General features: G+C 70.8%; 15 protein-coding genes and 2 pseudogenes. 14 read left to right on the top strand and 3 right to left on the bottom strand.

Translation table 11 applies throughout. The features are described from left to right. Positions 1-203: 203 nt before the first annotated feature. The 11 genes from ABD858_RS25890 (at position 204) to ABD858_RS25840 (ending at position 9,295) form a co-directional block, all read left to right on the top strand. Positions 204-962 carry a hypothetical protein gene (locus tag ABD858_RS25890; protein WP_345041815.1) on the top strand — a complete coding sequence of 253 codons (759 nt, stop codon included), beginning with the start codon at positions 204-206 and terminating at the stop codon, positions 960-962. Further along, complete coding sequence (locus ABD858_RS25885) at positions 959-1,645, top strand: dTMP kinase (protein ID WP_345041813.1); 687 nt, start codon at positions 959-961, stop codon at positions 1,643-1,645. Before ABD858_RS25890 ends, ABD858_RS25885 begins: the two co-directional genes overlap by 4 nt. Next, a complete protein-coding gene (locus tag ABD858_RS25880; protein WP_345041810.1) occupies positions 1,638-2,507 on the top strand; it encodes an isocitrate lyase/phosphoenolpyruvate mutase family protein in 870 nt (289 codons plus the stop codon). The genes ABD858_RS25885 and ABD858_RS25880 overlap by 8 nt, the downstream gene beginning before the upstream one ends. Then, a complete protein-coding gene (locus ABD858_RS25875) occupies positions 2,498-2,968 on the top strand; it encodes an NUDIX domain-containing protein (RefSeq protein ID WP_345041808.1) in 471 nt (156 codons plus the stop codon). The genes ABD858_RS25880 and ABD858_RS25875 overlap by 10 nt, the downstream gene beginning before the upstream one ends. A gap of 4 nt (positions 2,969-2,972) precedes the next feature. Next, complete coding sequence (locus ABD858_RS25870; protein WP_345041806.1) at positions 2,973-3,638, top strand: TylF/MycF/NovP-related O-methyltransferase; 666 nt, start codon at positions 2,973-2,975, stop codon at positions 3,636-3,638. Further along, complete coding sequence (locus tag ABD858_RS25865; RefSeq protein ID WP_345041804.1) at positions 3,635-4,558, top strand: NAD(P)-dependent oxidoreductase; 924 nt, start codon at positions 3,635-3,637, stop codon at positions 4,556-4,558. The genes ABD858_RS25870 and ABD858_RS25865 overlap by 4 nt, the downstream gene beginning before the upstream one ends. Further along, positions 4,555-5,421, top strand: a complete 867-nt coding sequence (locus ABD858_RS25860) for a hypothetical protein (protein ID WP_345041802.1) — start codon at positions 4,555-4,557, stop codon at positions 5,419-5,421. Before ABD858_RS25865 ends, ABD858_RS25860 begins: the two co-directional genes overlap by 4 nt. A gap of 30 nt (positions 5,422-5,451) precedes the next feature. Then, positions 5,452-7,335, top strand: a complete 1,884-nt coding sequence (locus ABD858_RS25855; RefSeq protein ID WP_345041800.1) for a radical SAM protein — start codon at positions 5,452-5,454, stop codon at positions 7,333-7,335. Beyond that, positions 7,332-8,051, top strand: coding sequence for a 2OG-Fe(II) oxygenase (locus ABD858_RS25850; RefSeq protein WP_345041798.1), 720 nt, complete (start codon positions 7,332-7,334; stop codon positions 8,049-8,051). The genes ABD858_RS25855 and ABD858_RS25850 overlap by 4 nt, the downstream gene beginning before the upstream one ends. A 92-nt stretch (positions 8,052-8,143) precedes the next feature. Beyond that, the gene (locus tag ABD858_RS25845; protein WP_345041796.1) at positions 8,144-8,305 is read left to right on the top strand and encodes a hypothetical protein; all 162 of its coding nucleotides are present in this window, start codon (positions 8,144-8,146) and stop codon (positions 8,303-8,305) included. A 57-nt stretch (positions 8,306-8,362) separates the two neighbouring features. After that, a complete protein-coding gene (locus tag ABD858_RS25840; RefSeq protein WP_345041794.1) occupies positions 8,363-9,295 on the top strand; it encodes an aKG-HExxH-type peptide beta-hydroxylase in 933 nt (310 codons plus the stop codon). Positions 9,296-9,597: 302 nt separating this feature from the next. On the opposite strand, the gene ABD858_RS25835 is transcribed toward ABD858_RS25840, so the two are convergent. Next, entirely contained in the window at positions 9,598-13,512 is a 3,915-nt protein-coding gene (locus tag ABD858_RS25835; protein WP_345041791.1) for a CHAT domain-containing protein, read from the bottom strand. A gap of 72 nt (positions 13,513-13,584) precedes the next feature. On the opposite strand from ABD858_RS25835, the gene ABD858_RS25830 reads away from it, so the two are divergent. Continuing rightward, complete coding sequence (locus ABD858_RS25830) at positions 13,585-13,914, top strand: CATRA system-associated protein (protein ID WP_345041789.1); 330 nt, start codon at positions 13,585-13,587, stop codon at positions 13,912-13,914. Next, positions 13,904-15,463 (top strand): CATRA conflict system CASPASE/TPR repeat-associated protein, encoded by a 1,560-nt coding sequence (locus ABD858_RS25825; RefSeq protein WP_345041786.1) that lies wholly within the window; start codon positions 13,904-13,906, stop codon positions 15,461-15,463. The genes ABD858_RS25830 and ABD858_RS25825 overlap by 11 nt, the downstream gene beginning before the upstream one ends. 562 nt (positions 15,464-16,025) lie before the next feature. Here the strand turns inward: ABD858_RS25825 and ABD858_RS25820 are convergent. Further along, positions 16,026-16,766: a hypothetical protein gene (locus ABD858_RS25820; protein WP_345041784.1), complete on the bottom strand. Its 741-nt coding sequence runs from the start codon at positions 16,764-16,766 to the stop codon at positions 16,026-16,028. A 283-nt stretch (positions 16,767-17,049) separates the two neighbouring features. On the opposite strand from ABD858_RS25820, the pseudogene ABD858_RS25815 reads away from it, so the two are divergent. Further along, a pseudogene (locus tag ABD858_RS25815) lies at positions 17,050-17,532 on the top strand (transposase); the annotation flags it as partial. A 2-nt stretch (positions 17,533-17,534) separates the two neighbouring features. Here the strand turns inward: ABD858_RS25815 and ABD858_RS25810 are convergent. Further along, positions 17,535-17,765, bottom strand: a pseudogene (locus tag ABD858_RS25810) (transposase); the annotation flags it as partial. Positions 17,766-17,776: the final 11 nt, after the last annotated feature.

Genomic DNA, 17,776 nt, shown 5'->3' with positions numbered 1-17,776 from the left:
AGAAGGGCACCGCAGCGCGTACACCGCCGCTGTCCGCTGTCGACCATGGTCGGCATTCTCCCTCGCTCTGCGACCACCCGGACACGTTCCGCTGGTGGGGCTCATAAACACTCATAGGCGTGGGCCTTCGTGGCGGCCATCGTGGTGGAGCACCACCGACCGGAGCCGCGTGCCGCGACTCCCCGGACGTGAGGATCCGACCTGTGACCTCCTTGACCCTGCCGCCCCGGCCCCCCGGTTCGCCGCCGCTGGCCCATGCCTGGCAGACGCTGGCGGACGGGCTGCTGACCCAGCGGCTCCATCTCCATCTCGACGAATGGCGGGCTGCCGTCGCCGAGGGGAAGGCACTGCCGGACGTGCCCGGCGCCGATGTCTCCGTGCTGGCCCAGCGCCCGTCTCCGCTGCCGGCAGGCGACGAGTCCTCGATGGCGCTGCTGAAGGACGCCGGGCTCGGCTTCTGGTGGGAGCTGCCCCAGCGACACGGAGCGGAGTCACAGAACCAGCGCGGGGCACTTCACCGCGCCGCCGACACCGCTGCCCAGAACCTTGCGGAGCAGTCCGGGGCGGCCTGGGCCGACGCCGTGACCGCCGTCAGCGCCGCCGCCGCTTGGTGGGTGGGCTTCTTCGCGGTCATCCGCCATCGCGGGGTGCACCACATCACGCTGGAGCCGCACCCGGGCCCTCTCCATGAGCAGGCCCTGGGCACCGCAGTGAGCGTCGTGGCCACCGGCATGGCCACGCGGGTGCTGGAGGCGGCGCTGCGCGACTCCGACAACGACCCGGCCCTCCGCGCCACGTACTGCCGGGCCATCGAGGTCGGCGTCTGCGTAGAACCCGAGCTGCCCCGCCTCATCGACGAGTTGGCGGAGCTCCGGCTCGTGGACCTGGTGTCCACCACGGCCCGCTGGCGGGGCCGCTTCACCAAGTACGCCGGCGGCACGGGGGCGGGGCAGGTCGAATGAACCACCGCTATCCGTTCATCGTCATCGAGGGACTCGACGGCACCGGCAAGACGACGCTGCGCAAGGGCCTGTTCCGGCTCTGGGAGGGGCTCTACGGCGTCACCCCGCTGTGCGTGCTCACCACCAACTTCCTCGCCGCCGACCAGGCCGCCGCCATCGTCACCGGCAAGTACCAGCCGAACGCCGGGAACCGTGACGCCTACCTGTCCGCGATCGCGGCGGACAAGCGGGCCACGCTGGATCGCCTCGTGCTCCCCCAGCGGCCGGCCCGGCCCGTGATCGCGGATCGCTGGCTCCTCAGCGAGCTGGCCTTCTTCGCCGTGAAGCACGGCATGAGGGTGTCGGAGACGTACGAGGCGCTGGCCGCGCAGCTCACCGCGGCCCCGGATCTCACGTTCGTCCTGGATCTGGAGACCGACACCTCGATGAGCCGGGCGCAGGCCCGACAGGGTGACGCCGTCCGGGCCGACTGGGACGTGCACGACGTCCAGAGCCGGGTTCGCGAGACCTACGAGGCCGTGGTCTCGAAGCCCGACGAGTTCCCGCTCCTCGGCGACGTGGTCCGCCTGGACGCCCGCCGGCCCCAGTCCGAGGTGCTGCTCGCAGCCTGGGACGTACTGCGCGAACGGCAGCTGGTGCCGTCGCTCGCCGCCCGTACGGAAGGAGGAGAGACCCATGGCTGACGGCACGAAGGCGATGCATCTTCGTGAGGCCCTCGACGACTGCGAGCGGAAGCACCCGCTCCTGGCGATCGGTGCGGTGAACGCGCTCGCCGCGCACGTCGCGGCGGAGGCGGGCTTCGACGCCCTGTGGGTGAGCGGTCTGGAGGTGTCCGCGGCCTCCGGACTGCCGGACGCCAACGTCCTGGGCCCCCGCGACCTGTCCGACGTGGTCGCCTCGCTCGGCCGGGTCACCGAACTGCCCGTCGTCGTGGACATCGACAACGCGGGCGGTTCGGGGCGCACGGCGGAGCGGTTCGCGTACGACCTTATGCGCGCCGGAGCCGCGGCAGTGTGTGTCGAGGACAGCGCGTACCCGAAGTGCAACAGCTTCGCGGCCCACCGGGCCCAGAGCCTCGCCGACCTGGACCTGCTGCGCGAGCAGGTGGGGCGCATACGGAAGGTCGCCGGTGACGGCCTCGTAGTCGTCGCCCGCACCGAGGCCCTTATCGCCGGCGAGGACATGGCCACAGCGATGGCTCGCGCCGAGGCGTACGCCGAGGCCGGAGCGGATGCGGTACTCATCCACTCCAAGGACGCGACCGGTGATCAGGCGCGGGCCATCGGACGTGCGTGGAGCCACGGCGTGCCGCTGGTCAGCGTGCCCACGGCGTTCCCCGACCTGAGCGCCGCCGAGCTCGGCGAGGCCGGCTTCCGCCTCTGCATCTACGCGAACCAGCTCAGCCGTGCCGCCCTCGCGGGTATGCGCACCGCCGCCCGTCAGTTCCGGCGCGGAGGGAGTTTCCGTTCCACCGTCGCAGGGTCCCTCGCAGAGGTCGGCGACCTGATGCGCGTCGGCGAACCGGAGGCGCTGTCGTGCCTCTGACGCCCGAACTGCCTCGGATCAGTGTGTCCGTGAAGGCGGCGATCGTGCGCGACAGCGCCGTCCTGCTGCTGTCGTACGACGACGAGGCCGGGTTCCACTACAACCTCCCGGGCGGCAAGGCCCAGGTCGGCGAGGACCTGCGCCAGGCCGTGAACCGCAAGGTCGCGCAGGAGACCGGCCTGCAGGTCGTGGCCCGGCGTCTGCTGTGCGTCGTCGAGTACGTCCCCGATTTGTGGCAGGGCGAGTTCGGAGACGTACAGAAGGTTCAGTTCAACTTCCTCGCGGAGCAGGTGGACGACGCCGAGCCGCAAATGCCGGAACCGCCGGACCCCATCCAGGTGGGCTTCGAGTGGGTTCCGCTGGAACGCCTGGGCGACGTGTACCTGCTGCCCCGGATCAACCGCCCGCTGTCGGCGGCGTTGAGGCAGGAACTCGCCGACCCCTTCGTGGACAGGTGGTGACTTGATGGATCCGACGTTGAAGGATCTGCGGGAGTGGCTGCTGCGGGAGCACGCCGGGACGGTCTGTGCCGACCGGCTCCGCGTGATCGCCGACGAGCTCGCCGACCTGACCGCCCGCGGTCTGCCAGGCGCTGTGGTCGAACTCGGTTGCTACAGGGGCGCGATGGCCCTCTGGATCCGTAGCGTGCTCGACTCGTTGGGCGACCACGACCGCGAGATCCACGTCTACGACTCCTTCCAGGGCATGCCCGCACCCGGCGCCGAGGATTCGGACCATCTGGCTGCGGGCGAGCTCCGTTCATCCCCGGACGACGTGCGAGCCACGCACGCGGCCTGGGGCAGGCCGGCGCCGGTCATCCATCCGGGATGGTTCGACGAGACCCTGCCCAAGGAGCTGCCCGACGAGATCGCGTTCGCCTACCTGGACGGCGACTTCTACGACTCGACCCTCGCAGGACTCACGCACTGCGTCACCCGTCTGGTGCCGACGGGCATGCTGCTCGTCGACGACTACGCGGACACGGCGGTCAATCCGCGGGCCTGGGACGGCCTCCCAGGGGTGAAGCGCGCCTGCGACGCGTACTTCGGCGCGCCTTCGCCCGTGACCGTCGTCGTCGGCGAGGGTGATTTGGCCTTCGGCCGGTACGAGAAGCCGGAGTTCCTCGGATGAGCGCTGTCCTGGTGCTACGCGGTGGGGCGGACGCGGGCGCGATCCGCCGCGCCCTGCCCGATGTCCTCGTACACGAGTTGCCGGACCTGGCCTCGCCTCTGCCCGCCGACACCGCTGTGCTCGTCCTGCGTTCCGGCGTCCGTCTCGGCGAGAGGGAACTCGACGCGCTCCCTCACCTGCGGCACGTCGTACGGACCGGCTCCGGCATCGACCACATCGACGTGAGCGCCCTCCGGCACCGTGGCATCACTCTGCACCGCAACGCCGAAGCCGGCGCGGGCGCCGTGGGCGAGTGGGTCCTCGCCGCTGCCCTCGCTCTGGCCCGGCGTATCCCTTTGGGACAGCACGCGCTGCTACTCGGCCAGCACGAGAAGCAGGCGTGTATGGGAGCGTCACTCGGCACCCTGGCCGCAGGCATCTGGGGCGCGGGCCCGGTGGGGCTGGCCGCCGACTGGGCCCTCGCCCCCTACGTGGGCCGCACGGCCTTCGCCGCGTGGCCGTCGAACCCTCCCGGTCTGCGGGAGCTGTCGCCGACAGCCCTCATGGAGCAGTCGCAGGTACACGTGATCGCTCTGCCGCTGCGCCCCACGACCGAACAGCTCATCGGCGAGGACTTCCTCGCTTGCGTCGCGCCGCAGCGACCTCTGCTGATCTGTGCAGGACGGCTGGAGACTCTCGACGTCGCCGCTTGCCTGCGGGCACTGGCGGACGGGAGGCTCTCCGGCCTCGCCCTCGACCCGGTCGAGCGAGAGCACCTGCCGCTCCTCACCGGCTCCACGACGCCGCTCAACCTTCTGGCCTCGCCCCACATCGGCGCCCAGCGCTCCGACGTGCGCGGCGCGCTCGACCGATGGGCCGTCGATCTCCTCAAGGAGATCACCGCTGACAGCAGGATCCTGATCGAAGGAGGCCACCGGTGAACCCATCGGCACGATTGCGCCGGAAGATCGCCGACAGAATCGCCCAGGCGCTGGTCGCGTCCGGCGCGGCCCGCGAGGTCTGGCTGGAGGGAGCCCTCGCCTGCGGCTTCGCCCACGCAGCGAGCGACATCGACCTGCGTGGCATCGTGGACGGCGACCTTCCGGCGTGGGAGTCGCGCATCGTGGACGGCGTCCGTGTCGACCTCCAGGCGACGGCGCCGCAGCGGGCCGAGGAACTCCGTCACCTGCTCCGCTCCTTCGACGTGCGCCGCGACGACCTCGGATCGTTCCGCCGGGTACGCGCCTCGATGCACGACCTCATGTGTCTGCGTACCGCCCTCTCATACGGCTCCGGGCGCTGGGATCCGGTACTCGCTCCCGAGGAACGCCAGGGCTACCGACGCTGGGCGGTCGCCGACCAGGCCGAGGTCGCGGCGAGTCTCGCGGAGGACCTGACCGGCCTCGTCGAGGACGGCCTGGCCGAATCGGCCGGCGTCGTGTGCCGGAAGCTGGAGACCTGCCTCACCGCGCTCGGCTGCGCGGCGGCCGGCCACCCGGTCCTGGGCGACAAGTGGCTGCCGCTGCTCGCCGACGCGCAGCCCCGCCCGTCGATCGACCCTGCTCGCGCAGAGACGTGGGAGTGGTTCCGTCCGGTTCAGCGAGGCGTGACGAGAGCGCTTCTGGACTGCTGGCCCGTCGACGACCCGCTGCAGAAGCCTCCCAGTCTGGGTGCCCCTGACGCCGGCTGGCTGCCCCAGCGGTACGCCGACGGGTGGTTCCTTCGCCGCGGCGACGTCCACATCCCCATCACCGGCGGACAGCTTCTCGGGTGGCTGTCCACGGTCTCCGCCGATGGCGTGTAGACCGCGCCTCTCCTCCTCAGGAGTCCTCTGATGCCCGTCACCCGCACCGCCTCCATCGACCTGGAGAGTCTCTACGCCCCGCTGTCGCGCACCGGGCCGGACACGGCCGTCTCCGTCATCCTCAAGCTCCGCGGGGAGACCTGCGACATCGACTGCCTGTACTGCTTCGAGAAGCGGAAGGAGTCACCGGGCGGTGCCCGGATCAGCGCAGAACAGGTCCACCGCCTCGGTTCGATCTTCTCCGGGCGTCCGCTCAGCGTCGAACTCCACGGCGGGGAGCCCCTGACCGCCGGCCGGGAACGGATCGCGGAGATCCTGGACGCGCTCGCCGCACAGCCGAACGTCATCCGCGTGAGCCTCCAGACCAACGGCCTCCAGCTCGACGACGCCTGGCTGGACCTGTTCGAGCAGCACTACCCCCAGTTGGAGATCGGCCTCTCCCTCGACGGGGACGCGCTCGGGAACTCGTGGCGTGTCGGTTACGACGGCCAGCCCACGTACCCCCGAGTGGTCGAAGCCCTGGAACTTCTCGGCCGTCGGGAACGTCGCGTCGGCGTCATCTGCGCCGTCACCCCGTACGTCCTCGGCCGAGCCTCCGAGGTCATGGAGCAGCTCGCCTCCTTTTCCTCCGTGACGACGGTCAGCCTGGTGCCGTGCTTCGACGCGGCGGTCACCCGGTCGACCACTGTGGCGGGATCCCGTACGCCGACCAGCCGGGCACTCCAGCGACGGGCCATCGGCCCCACCGGCCCGGCCTGGGCCGTCACGCCGCGCCAGTACGCCGACTTCGTGCTGGAAGCCGCCCACCACTGGGTCGCCGACGGCCTGTTCCACCGCGTCAAGCTGGAGCCCGTCGTCTCCGTCATCCGCCGCCTGAGGGGTCTACAAACCCGTTCCTGTCACTTCTCCGACTTGAAGTGCGACCACGTCCTCACCCTTTATCCCGATGACCGCTTGGGATGCTGCGACGAGCTGCCCTGGCCGCAGGCCGGCCTGGCCGCGCTCGGTGACGTACACGCTGAGGCGGACGTGGCCGGCGCCCAGGGCAGCTCTCCCCTGCTCCGGCAGGCACGCTCCCTGGTCACGAAGTGCACGACATGCGACTACCGCGACACCTGCGGCGCGGGCTGCCCGGCGGTCCGCCTGCGCTTCGCCGCCGCGGGCGACGAAGACGCGTACTGCGACCACCGCATGCGCCTGATCGACGGCGTCGCCACCCTGCTCGCCCAGCCGGATCTCCCGCCCGCTGCCTCCTGTTCCCGGCTACGCTGGCGTCCCGTCCGCCCCAACGACATGCACCACGTCGTGGCGTTCCTGGCCCGCTGGGATGATCCCGCCGCACCGCGCCCGCCAGCACGCCTCCAGGTAAGTGCCCACGGCAACATCAACACGGTCGGCCTCCCCGGCATTCACGAGGCGGACGATCTCGACCCGCGACACCCCCAGTGGTACGAGGGCATCGAGCCCGGCGTCCGCCCGGTCGTCGACGCGCTCACCACGGGTTGGAACACCGTCACCTATGACAGCTGCCAGGGCCACGCCTACGCCGACCTCCCCGCAGCCGAGCCGCGGTTCCTCTCGGTTGGCATCCTGCCGCGCGACCGCGCCGAGTACGCGCGTACAGCGGTGCGCCTGTGCCGCGCCGCTGGCCGAGCCGAGTCCTCCCTGCCCGGAGCGTGTTCGCTGGTCCTCGGTCGCAACGAGCTCACGTGCCGCACCACCGGCCGGGTGTATCCGACGCTCGACCTCCATCTCGTACCCTCTGCTGGCACCACGCCTGCCGAGTACTTCGAGGACCTCGCCGAGGCCGTGCACGTACTCACGGAGGCGCTGGCCGAGGCCACGTCTGCCCCGCCGTCCGCCCTCTGCGCCTGCGCGACCGAAGCCCACTCCAGCGATGGAGGCGAGCAGTGATCCACATCGCCGAGACGCTGTCCATCCGGACCGTGGAGAGCTTCCTCAAACCGAACGAGATCGAGCGCCTCAACAACGTCATGGACGACGCGCTCGGCCCCCTCGGGCGCGACCGGTACGGCGCGGGCCGCCATACGACCATCCACGAGATCCCCGGTCGCTCCCCCGCCGAGGCGCAGGACGTCTACGAGCCGGCCGGCCGGATCGAGCTGACCGACATCCCGCACGAGGCGACCGCCCTCCTCGACCAGGCCCTCAAGCTCCACATGGCCGCCGTCACGCGCACCCTGCCGTCGGTCACCGGCCACCGGCCGTGGATCTACCTCGAGTACGGCGCCGGCCAGTACATCACCCCGCATGCCGACGGCATCGCCCCCGACCCCCTCACCCGTCCCCGCCAGATCGCCGCCGCGACGGTCACACTCACGGAGATCCACGACACGGGCGGCGCGTTCTACGTGGAGACCACGGGCAACGACGCCGCTTGGACCACCGACGAGGCGCCGACCGGGTCGGGTTACACCCCGGGGATGCGCTTCGCACACGACGGGACGGACATGTCCTCTCCCTGGTTTCGCAGCATGCCGCGCACCCGATGGAGCGTTACACCCGCTCCCGGCACTCTCGTGGTCTTCGGCAGCCAGCTCGTCCACGGCACCGAACCGGTCCGCGCCGGCCGCGTTCGCAAGTTCCTGACGCTCTTCGTCTCCGAGTAAGGAGCCATGCATCCGTGACCGGCCCCCGCGGCCCGCCCGCACCAGCCCTTCGCCCCGACCCACCACCCCTACCTGAGGAGAGAGAGCGAGCAGTGGCAGACGACAAGACATTCGACGAGTTCCTGGAGGCGGTCGCGTCCCTGCGTGACAGCGACCCCGTGCGCACCACCGCGCACACCTCCAACGCGGCCACCGAGACCTGGCTGGCCACCACGGTACAGCCTGACGCCGCTGAGTCCACCACCGAGTCCTGACCCGCCACGGGGCCGGGCCCGTCCCGGTCCGGCCCCGTCCCACTCCCGGAGCCCCAGATGAGCGCTCTCTCCCCGGAAGCCCTGGTCGCCCTCGGTGGCATCGCCGACCATCAGCGCCAACGGACCAGCCGTATCGCCTCCGTACTCGGCAACCGCCTCGGCTCGTCCGCCCTCGACTACGCCGTGGCCCACCACCTGCTCGAAGGCGCCGAACACGCGGCGCGCGCCCGGAACGCGGACCGCCTCGCCTGGTACCGCCGTACGACGGTGCGAGACCTGCCCCATCTGTCGGCCGGCCCGCACATCGTGCTCAGCCCGCGCCCCGCGGACCTGCTCCGCTCAGAGATCTCCGAAACCGCCTACTACCTCGTCGGCCCCGACACCAGCCCTGCCCCACCCGAGACCCATGACCTCGTTCGTGCCGCCCTCGCCTCCGCGACCGAGCACGGCTTCGGCACCCTGCTCACCCAGCACGCCCCCGTCATCTGCCTGCTCAACCGTCGCCGACTCGACGAGACCCTCCACAGCTGGGCCCTCACCCGCCTCTCGGGCACGGTCTTCACCGACTACACCGCCCACCCCGAGGTCCTGGCCCGCGACCTGATCCACGAGGCCGCCCACAACTGGCTCAACGACGCCCTGGCCGCACACGACGTGCGCCTCCCCGCCGCCGTCACCTTCTTCTCCCCCTGGCGGGGAACTCCTCGTCCCGTCTACGGCTTCCTTCACGCCTGCTGGGCTTTCTCCCTCACTGTGCTGTACGCACGGCGGGCCCGCTGCAACGCCACGGGTGGTGTGGTCCCCTTCCTCGACGCGCATCTGCGCCAGCAGGAGAGCCAGCTCGTCTCCGCACTCGATTCGCTGGTTGAGGCACTCTCGTACGTCTCCGCTGACGCGCTCCGTGATCGCGTCAACCATGCCGTAAGCAAGGCCTCGATTCGGCGTAACCCGGGGGCTATCCGAGCACTCCCACCCCTGACGGCGCGGTAACAAGGCACTTACTACAACCACGAGCACAGGCATTCGGCGATCGGCCCACCCGGGCAGAACAGCATGCTCAAGCAGACCGCCGTCCGCACCGGGGCCGCCCTCGTGGTGGTGGTGGTGGGATCGCCTGGGCTGGTCGATGCTCACCTGAAAAGGGCACCCGGCAAGGCGGCGCCCGTCGGCTGACCAGGTGCCGCCAGGACGATGAGACCGTGATCGGCTGCCCTGCCCTGGAGCAGCTCGGTTGCAACACGGCGGCCGACGCATCGGTGCCGAAGGTCCGCGACGAGCCCGCGCTGCGCCCGTCACGGACCGAGATGCACGTACGCCGCCCACACCTCCACGGTTTCCGGACGATTCAGGCGCTCCTCCCGTACCACGGCGTACAAGGCGTAGGCCGCGCCGGCGGCCGTCGGGGCGGGAACCGGCCGGCCGCCGGTGCCGGTGGGCGCCAGCAGGTTCGCGTAGAAGCGCGTGGTGACGTGCCGGGCCCGGCGGCTGTTCAGCTGCCACTGGGCGGCGACGACCTGCCGGAATCCGGCGAGCTGCAGTGCTCCGGCGAGGCTGACCGGCTCGTCGGAATGGGCCCGTGGCGCCAGGTGGGTCTGGCAGGCCGAGAGGAAGGCGAGCTCGGCCCGGTCCAGGCGGAGGCCGGCGATGTCGCGGATGCGGAGAGAGTCGCTCGTGGTGTGGTCCCACAGGTAGAGGAGCCCGTCCGGTTCCTCGGGGTGCTGTTCGCCGTGGCCGGCGAAGTGGAACCACCCAGCGGTCTTAAGGCGGCGCAGGACCGTCGCCCGGAGAGCCTGCTCGTCGCGCAGCGGCTGGGCCGCCGGGAACAGGCGCGCGACGGCGTCGATCTCCATAGCGACGTGGTCCAGCTCGGCCAGGTCCGATCCCGGCGGGGTCCCACCCACGCCGACGAGCAGCATGGAGGGTTTCGCCCCCGGCGCGCGCCGGTCCGCCTGGCGGGCCGCCGCCAGGGCACGCAAGGTGGGGGTGTGGCTGCACACGTACCGGTCACCGAGGCTGTCGCCGCCCGCCGGGTCACCGGGGGCGAGCGGCTCCTCGATCCGAGTGGCCGCATGGACTGGAAGGTGGTTGAACACGCCGGTGGGGCACCACCACATGCGGGGCGGGAGCGTGTCCTCGTCCCGCTGCGCGGCGGGCGGCAGAACCCTCAGTACGGGTTCCGCGACGGCGGTCCACAACCAGTCCAGCAGGTCGGTCAGGTACGCGCGGAGCTCGGTCAGCTGTTCCCTGGGGTCGTCCTTCTCCCCTTCCTCCTCGGGCGGGTGCACGAGCCGTGACAGGGCCTGGGCGCGGAGCACCGCCTTGCCGTGCCGGAACGCGGGTAGCGGCACGACGGTGAGGGTGCCGTCGTGGAGGACCAGCGCGTCCGAGCGGAACCGGCTGGAATTGAGAACGACGACGGGGCCGTCGTTGGCGGCGGCGAGCAGGTCCCGGCAGGGCAGCGGTTGGAGGAAGTCGGCAAGTCCGGGGAGTCGCCGCACCTGCCGGACGAGGTGGTCCCAGTCATACTGGCGCTGCCTTCGGTACGCGCGCGCCCGCTCCGCGTCGCCCGACCGGGCGGCGGCGTGGTCGGCGCGGAGCAGCTCCAGTTCGGCCGCCAGCCGGGGGTCCAGGCACCGCACGGCCTCCAGGTCGGCGCGCATGTCCAGGGCGTGGGAGAGCAGTTGGCCGCGGCCGTGTTCGAGGATCTCCAGCGCCCGCTCGGGGGCGCCGGCATGGAGGGCGATGGCCGCCGCGTCGGAGACCGTCTGCGAGGTCTCGCTCAGGGCGTGCAGCCGGTCGTCGAAGGTGAGGCCGCCCCAGGCCACCCGGGGCAGGACCTCGATAGCGGCGAGACAGGCGTCGAGGGCGCCCGCCCAGTCGCCCTGGTCGACCTGGAGCTCGGCTCCCTTGACGGCCGCGTTCCAGCGGGTCGTCGCGGCCGCCGACGGATGCCGGGCGACCCGCAGGCATAGGTCCACGGCCTCGTGCAGTTCCTCGTCCGACGGTTCCCCGGAGTTGACTAGCGTGGTCGCGAGGAACAAAGCGGGCAGCGCCCAGGATGGACTGTCCGCGTCTGCCGAGCGCACGGCCCGGCGCTGGACCGCCAGTGCCTCGTCCCTGCCGCCCCGTTCACCGGCGAGCAGGTCGAGGGTCTGCAGGGCATCGCTGTACTGGGTTTCGGTGGCGGCACGGCTGGTGTGCCCGGCCGGCAGCAGCCGTAGGGCCTCCTGGAGCAGGGCCACCGCACGCTCGTAGTCACGGCGGGCGCCCTCCGAGTCGTTGTGTTCCGCGCGGTGGGCGCCTCGGCTGGCGAGACAGGTGCCGACGTCGGACAGCAGCAGGGGCCGGTCCGGTGCTTGGGCGGGCGCAGCCGCGAGTGCGGCCTCGGCCTCGGACAGTGCCTTCCGCAGCACGTCCGGGTCCTCGTCGAACAGCCACCAGGAGTGCAGCGCCGCCGACAGGTTGCGGCGGGCGAGCCGGCCGTCGACCTCGTGCACCGACGTGGCGGCGACGGCCCACTCCAGATGGGGGACTGCGGACCGGAGCAGCAGCTCGCGGTCCTGCGTGATCTCGGCCTCTTCCCGCAGGACCAGGCCGAGGTTGTGGTGCAGGATCCGCTCCTCCTGCGGCAGCAGGCTCCCACGGTCGAGTGCGTCGAGCAGGAGCCGCTCCGCGGCGCGGTAGTCCTCGGGCCGGCCCGGGATGCGGAGGACGAGTGCGTGGTTGGAGAGCCGTATGGCCCAGTCGGGCGCGGTTCCCGGCAGGGGAGCGAGATCGACGCCCTTGGCTGTGTGCTCGCGTGCCCTTTCGTAGTCCTGCTGGCGGCCGGAGCGTTCGTAGCGGAGCCGCAGCGTGCACCCGAGGGTGGAGTGCAGCACCGGTAGGTACTGCTGGGCCTCCCGCGGCGGACACTGGCGGAGGGCCTGTTCCGAGTGGCCGATAGCGGTCGCCAGGTACTCCGGATCGCCCGTGGCCCCGTAGAGCTCCTGCTGGATCATCGCGAGGCTGGTGTGGACCAGCCAGGCGCCACCGCTGTCGGTCAGGCCCGCGGCGAGGGACCGTTCGTACAGCGCCGCGGTCTCCCGTAAGTAGCCGGTTCCCGTCTCGGCCGGGAACCGGCGGCGGACCTCGGCCATCAGTCGCAGATGGTGTGCGTGGTCCGGTGCACCGGGTGGGACCGCGGCCAGGGACTCGATGGCGAGGCGGTGGGCCAGTGCGATGTCCTCGGGCGCGAGCGGCTCGTTCGCGGAGACCGAAACGATGAGCGAGGCCAGACGCCACTGCCGGTCGGCATGGCTCGGCCGGTCGGTGGGGGTGAGGCGCAGGGCGGTCTCGAAGTCACGGTGGGCGCGCTGTGCGTCCTCCCTCCGGCTGAGGAGCCGGTAGCGGGTGGCGAGCAGAACGCCACGGAGCATGAAGAGCTCTCCCGTGTCGCCCGCGTGCTCCCCGAACGCGTCGATGCCGCAGGAGCACAGCGCGTCGGCCTCCTGGGTGAGCTGGTGGTCGTAAGTGCCCTCGTACTGCTCGCGCAGGAAGCGGACGCGTTGCTTGAGGAAGAGCAGGCATGAGTCCACCCCCGGGCCGGCGGTCGGGGTCAGGGTGCCGCCGAGGGTCTGCCGGGCCTGTTCGATCCAGGCCGCGCTCGCCGGTTCGTCGCCCCGTAACGCCGCCAGCTGTGCCGCGGTGAGGAGCACGGCGGCGTGCAGGTCCGGCGCCCAGGGCAGGCCGCGCGATCCGTCAAGCGCTGGCGCCAGCGATCGGTGGCATTCTACGGCGAGCCGGGCATCGGACGGGTCCTTGGCGGCGCCGTAGCGCAGTACGTGGAGCAGCATCAGGCTCCAGCGGCGGCCGATCCAGTCCGCCGCCTCGGCGGGGGGCGTACGGGCCGCGGACTCCGCCATCAGGGCGATCGCCTGGTCGAGCTGGTCCTGGACGCCGGTGGCGAGCCACTGGTCGCGCTTGATGGAGGCCAGTTGCGCTTCGAGCGGTGCGCGCTGCGGGTGGTTCGGCGTGGTGTTCCGCAGGGCGTTGCGGTAGAAGGCGGCGGCGCTGTCGAGGGAGTCCACGTCGCGGGGGTTGTCGTACCAGGCCTGGAGGTCCTGGTAGGCGTACCGGCCCATGTCGGCGGCGACGCGGTTCGCGTCCCGGACGAACAGCAGTCTCGCCGCGAGCCGTCCGAAACCGTTCAGGCCCTGTGCGCGGTCCATCCGCCCCCCATCGCCGTCCCGTCCGATGCCCTAGGCTGGGCCCGGAGACCGGGAGATTACCAAGGGGGCGATGTGCGGGCCGAGTTGAGGCGTCTTCGCGAGGAAGCCGAGGAGATCCTAGACGAGACGGTGCGCAGGCGGTTCACTCCGGAGGGCTGGCACCGGGTGGAGGAGTGTCTGGCCGCCATGTCCGGCTCGCTGGACCGGGACGACCACGACGGTTTCCGGCAGGCGCTCTTTGAGCTCGATGACCTCGTGACAGTGATGCGCGCGCCCAGGAAGCTGACGGGCGAGACGACCGAGGCCTCGGAGCGGATCCTGGAGCGCAAGGCGCTGATCCAGGACTGGCTGGTCGAGGACGCTCCCGAGGGGGAGCGCACCGAGGACCAGGATGAGCAGTGAACCGCGCCATGCGCGAGAGGCTCTGCAACTCCACTACTTCTTCGCGTCCCGGCGGCTCGACGACCGGGGCGGACGGCTCCTGCGCCTCCTGTGGGAGACGTGTGCGCAGGCCGGCATGGACACCGCGCTCCAGGACGGCGGCGAACTGTCCCTTCCCACCGACCTGAGGAACGGGAGCAGCGTCCACTTCCTGCGGTTACGGGCCGACGCCACCGGGGCCAGGCAGGCGCTGCTCTACCGGCTGCACGACGTTGTGGGGCTCACCGTCATGCTGGCCGAGGAGGAAGGGCCGGGCCGCACCGCCGGGCAGAGCGCGCAGGCGCTACGCGCGCTCGGACGCGTCTGGGAAGAGGCCCGCTCGCGAGCCGCGTCCGTGGCCGCGGCGGCAGGGGATGCCGGAAACGCCGTCGAAACCGACGCATCGCTGATCGGATCGGTCCGCGTCTACCGGTCACTCGGCGTCCCCGACGGCGGTGCGCCCCCGGACCCGGCGCGCGTCGCGGAGGGGCTCCGCCGGGACCTGTCGCCCGATTCGCGGCTCTCCCGCCCAGTGGAGACCGACGACGGGCTGAGCTTGTGGGAGCTCACCCGATCGGGGGAAACGTACACGGCCCGCCGCGATCTGCTCCTCACCACCGTGGCGAACGACCGGCAGGAAGGCCTGCTGGACGACTGGAGCTGGTACTCCGCGCACGGTGACCTAGTGCCGCTGACCCGCTATCTCATCGCCGCCGCTCAGATCCGGGAGAGCCACCGGTTACGCCTCGACAGCGACGCAGCCCTGACCGAACACGTCGGCAAGCTGAGACAGATCGGCGAAGAACTGACCAGGAAGTGGCAGGAGCTGACTGCAAGTTCGGCGGACCGCCCCGCCACGGGCCGACGCGCCCTCGAACGCTGGGAGCGTATCGCCGAACAGGCCCGGCAGGCCCTGGCCGAAGAACGACTGGCGAGCGCGACCAGCGGCGGCCTGCGCACCATGACCCGCTCCTTGGAGATCTCGTCCGCTGGCCTGCGCGTCCTGGGGGCGGGCGCGGACGGCCGGCCGAGGGTCCTCGACGGCGACGAGGAACTACGCGCGCGGCTGGCCGCGGTCCTCGACGACGACATGACCTACCTGGGCATCGCGCGGGAGCAGGTGGCCGAGGCCGCGCGGGTCGCCACGGAGTCCGCCGCGCAACGGCTGCAGAGCCACCAGCAATACCTGTCCCTGATCCAGACCACGGTCATCGGTTCCGTGCTGCTCACCCTGACCGCGATCCAGGCCCTGGCCTACAAGCTGCCCCTGCCCGTACGGTTCCACGCCCCCCTGATCGCCGTGCTCGGCTCGCTGGCGTTCGTCCTCCCGCTGCTGATCGCACGCCGGTGGCGGGGCGGGACCGGCGGACGGATCGGCGCCGTCCTGGAGGTCGGGTCCCTGGCGCTGACCGGTGCAGCGACTGGCTGGCTGGTGGGCCGAGCCCTCGGCCACACGACACCGAGCGTGCTGATCTGCATGGTCCTCCTGGCCGTTGCAGGCAGCTGGCTGACCCGGAGGTCGTCTCCCTGACGAGACCTCCGTCAGCACGCGAGGAACGCAGGACACTCGCCTTCGGACCCGATCGAGAACGGCCTCACCATGACCGCACCTCCTCCCCCGCCGCCTACCTCCGCAAGGTCGACGCGGTGGCTACAAGGCACTGGTCGTGCTGGTTCCCGCCGTCGTCGCCGGCGTGGTGGGGACGTGGGCGTCGGACTGATTCGACTATGGGGTGACCCCTCTTAAACATGAGCCAGCCCGGCGCGATAGCGCCGAGTACAACGCGAGGCCGGACGCTTCCTGTCCCGATGCCTGCAAGACCTCGTCGGTGAGCAGCACGCGCCGCCCTCTCGGGACACGGACCGTCCCCCTCGACGATGACCGGGCGGTGCAAAACCTCACGTGGTCGTACCACCGCCGAGCGTGCTGCCGAAGAGGTTCTCCAGCAGCCCGCCCGCGAGCGGAGAACGCACCGTTGGCCCGGGCGCCGTCTCGGAGCCAGCTCGGCTCCTGACGCTGCGGACCCGGGCCTCAGCTCCACCCCCGGTGCACCTTCCGTGCTGGGCACATCGTCGTCCCGGGAGCACCTGGGCTACGTGGCGGGCTTCCATAGGGTAACCGAGAGCTCGATCTGGTCGGGAGCGTTGTTGGCGCGGCGGTTCGAATCGCCTCCGACTAGGCGGGCAACTGTGGCCCGCACGATGTTGCCCTTGTCGGTCACGATGCACAGCACCGTCTTCGGCGGGAGCTTCCATTCGGACATCTTGGCTTCGGTGAAGCCTCCAACCTGGGCGCTGCGAGCGCAATCTTCGGCGGTGGCTGGCATGGACTCAGGGCGTAGCTGCGCGGCGTTCCGGCCCTTCACGAGCGTCAAGTAGCCCCAGACTGGGTTGCTGTACGACAGGTCCGGTTCCTTCGGAGTGCCGGTTTGCTCGGAGTTCGACGTCATCGCGGACCACTCGCCGTCGGTATAGCGGCGGGTGGCAGGGGTGTCGAAGTCGAGGGAGCCGATATCGTCATCGGGCAACCCGAGGCTCATGGTCTGATCCTCAAAGACCATCACGTAGGACCGCGGGGCCGACGAGGGACTCGCCGGAGTACTGCTGGAGGACGGGGTGCGGCTGTTACCCGGTGCGGGCGTCGGCGTCGAGGTGGCAGCGGGAGGCTTGGCATCCGGCTTGCTGTCGCCATCGGCACCGACCTGCACGGCAATGCCAGTAAGGGCTAAGATGCTGGAGATGGCGATGCCCCAGACCCCGATCTTGGACGCGTTCTCCAGGCGGGAGTATCGGGTGCGCATTCCATGCAGCCAGGACGGCGGCGGTGCGGACAACGGTCCTCCAAGGTCTGTTGTCGATCAGCGGGCTTGGAGTTTACTGCCGGAAGATGGTCCTGGGGTCCCGCTTCGACCCAAGGGCTGCAATGGGCCCTCGACGGCTAACAGGCCAATACCGTCCAACACTCCACGGCCCCGTCTCGGGAACGTGGCGCGTGAGTGCCTCATGCACGGTCTGAATGGGCGTTAAGTCCGGTCTTTCTTGCTTCGTGATCGCTCGATCGTGGGACTGATCGCCGCGCGGGCCAGGCACTCGACATGGACATGCCGGGATGCAAGCGTGGACAGAGAGCCGTATCCGAGCGACCTATCGGACGAGCAGTGGTCGTTGATCGAGCCGATGATCACGGGCTGGAAGCAGGAGCGGGTGAGGCGGTAAGCGACCGGTGACCCTGGGTCCTGCGATCCGCGGGAGGTCGTGAACGCGATCTTCTACCAGAACCGAACGGGCTTTCATTGGCGCTACTTGCCCCATGACCTGCCGTCCTGGTCGGCGGTGTTCTACTACTTCACTCTGTGGCGCGAGTGCGGCCTGGACCAGCGGATCCAGGAACTCCTGCGCTGCCAGGTGCGGGAGAAGGCCCGGCGATTAGAGGACCCGGCCCTCGCGATCATCGACACCCAGTCCGTGCGTGCGGCCGCCGGTGTCCCGAAGACCACGACAGGACTTGACGCCAACAAGAAGGTATCGGGCCGCAAGCGCGAACTGGCCGTGGACGTCCTGGGCCTGATCATTGGCATGGTGGTGCTGGCCAAGTCGTCGGCCCAGCGCCAGTGCCTGGGCAGGTGGAGGGTGAGGCGGCGGGCGCCAGTGGCGATCCGGGCCGGGATGTGGATCAGGTGGCGGCGGATGGTGCCGGTCATGGCCCGGGCGTGGAAGACGGCGGCGAGGCGGCCGGCGGCCCGGGTGAGGTTGTAGGCGGTGGCTGCGAGGGTGAGCCAGGCGGCGTTCGCGGTGAACTTCCCCGACGGCAGGTGGGCGAGCGCGGAGCGCTTCGTGGGACTGA

This window comes from Streptomyces sannanensis (genome assembly GCF_039536205.1).
In the GTDB taxonomy this organism is placed as follows: domain Bacteria; phylum Actinomycetota; class Actinomycetes; order Streptomycetales; family Streptomycetaceae; genus Streptomyces; species Streptomyces sannanensis.
The sequence above is the reverse complement of the archived record's forward strand: the minus strand, read 5'-3'. Positions and strand labels throughout refer to the sequence as shown.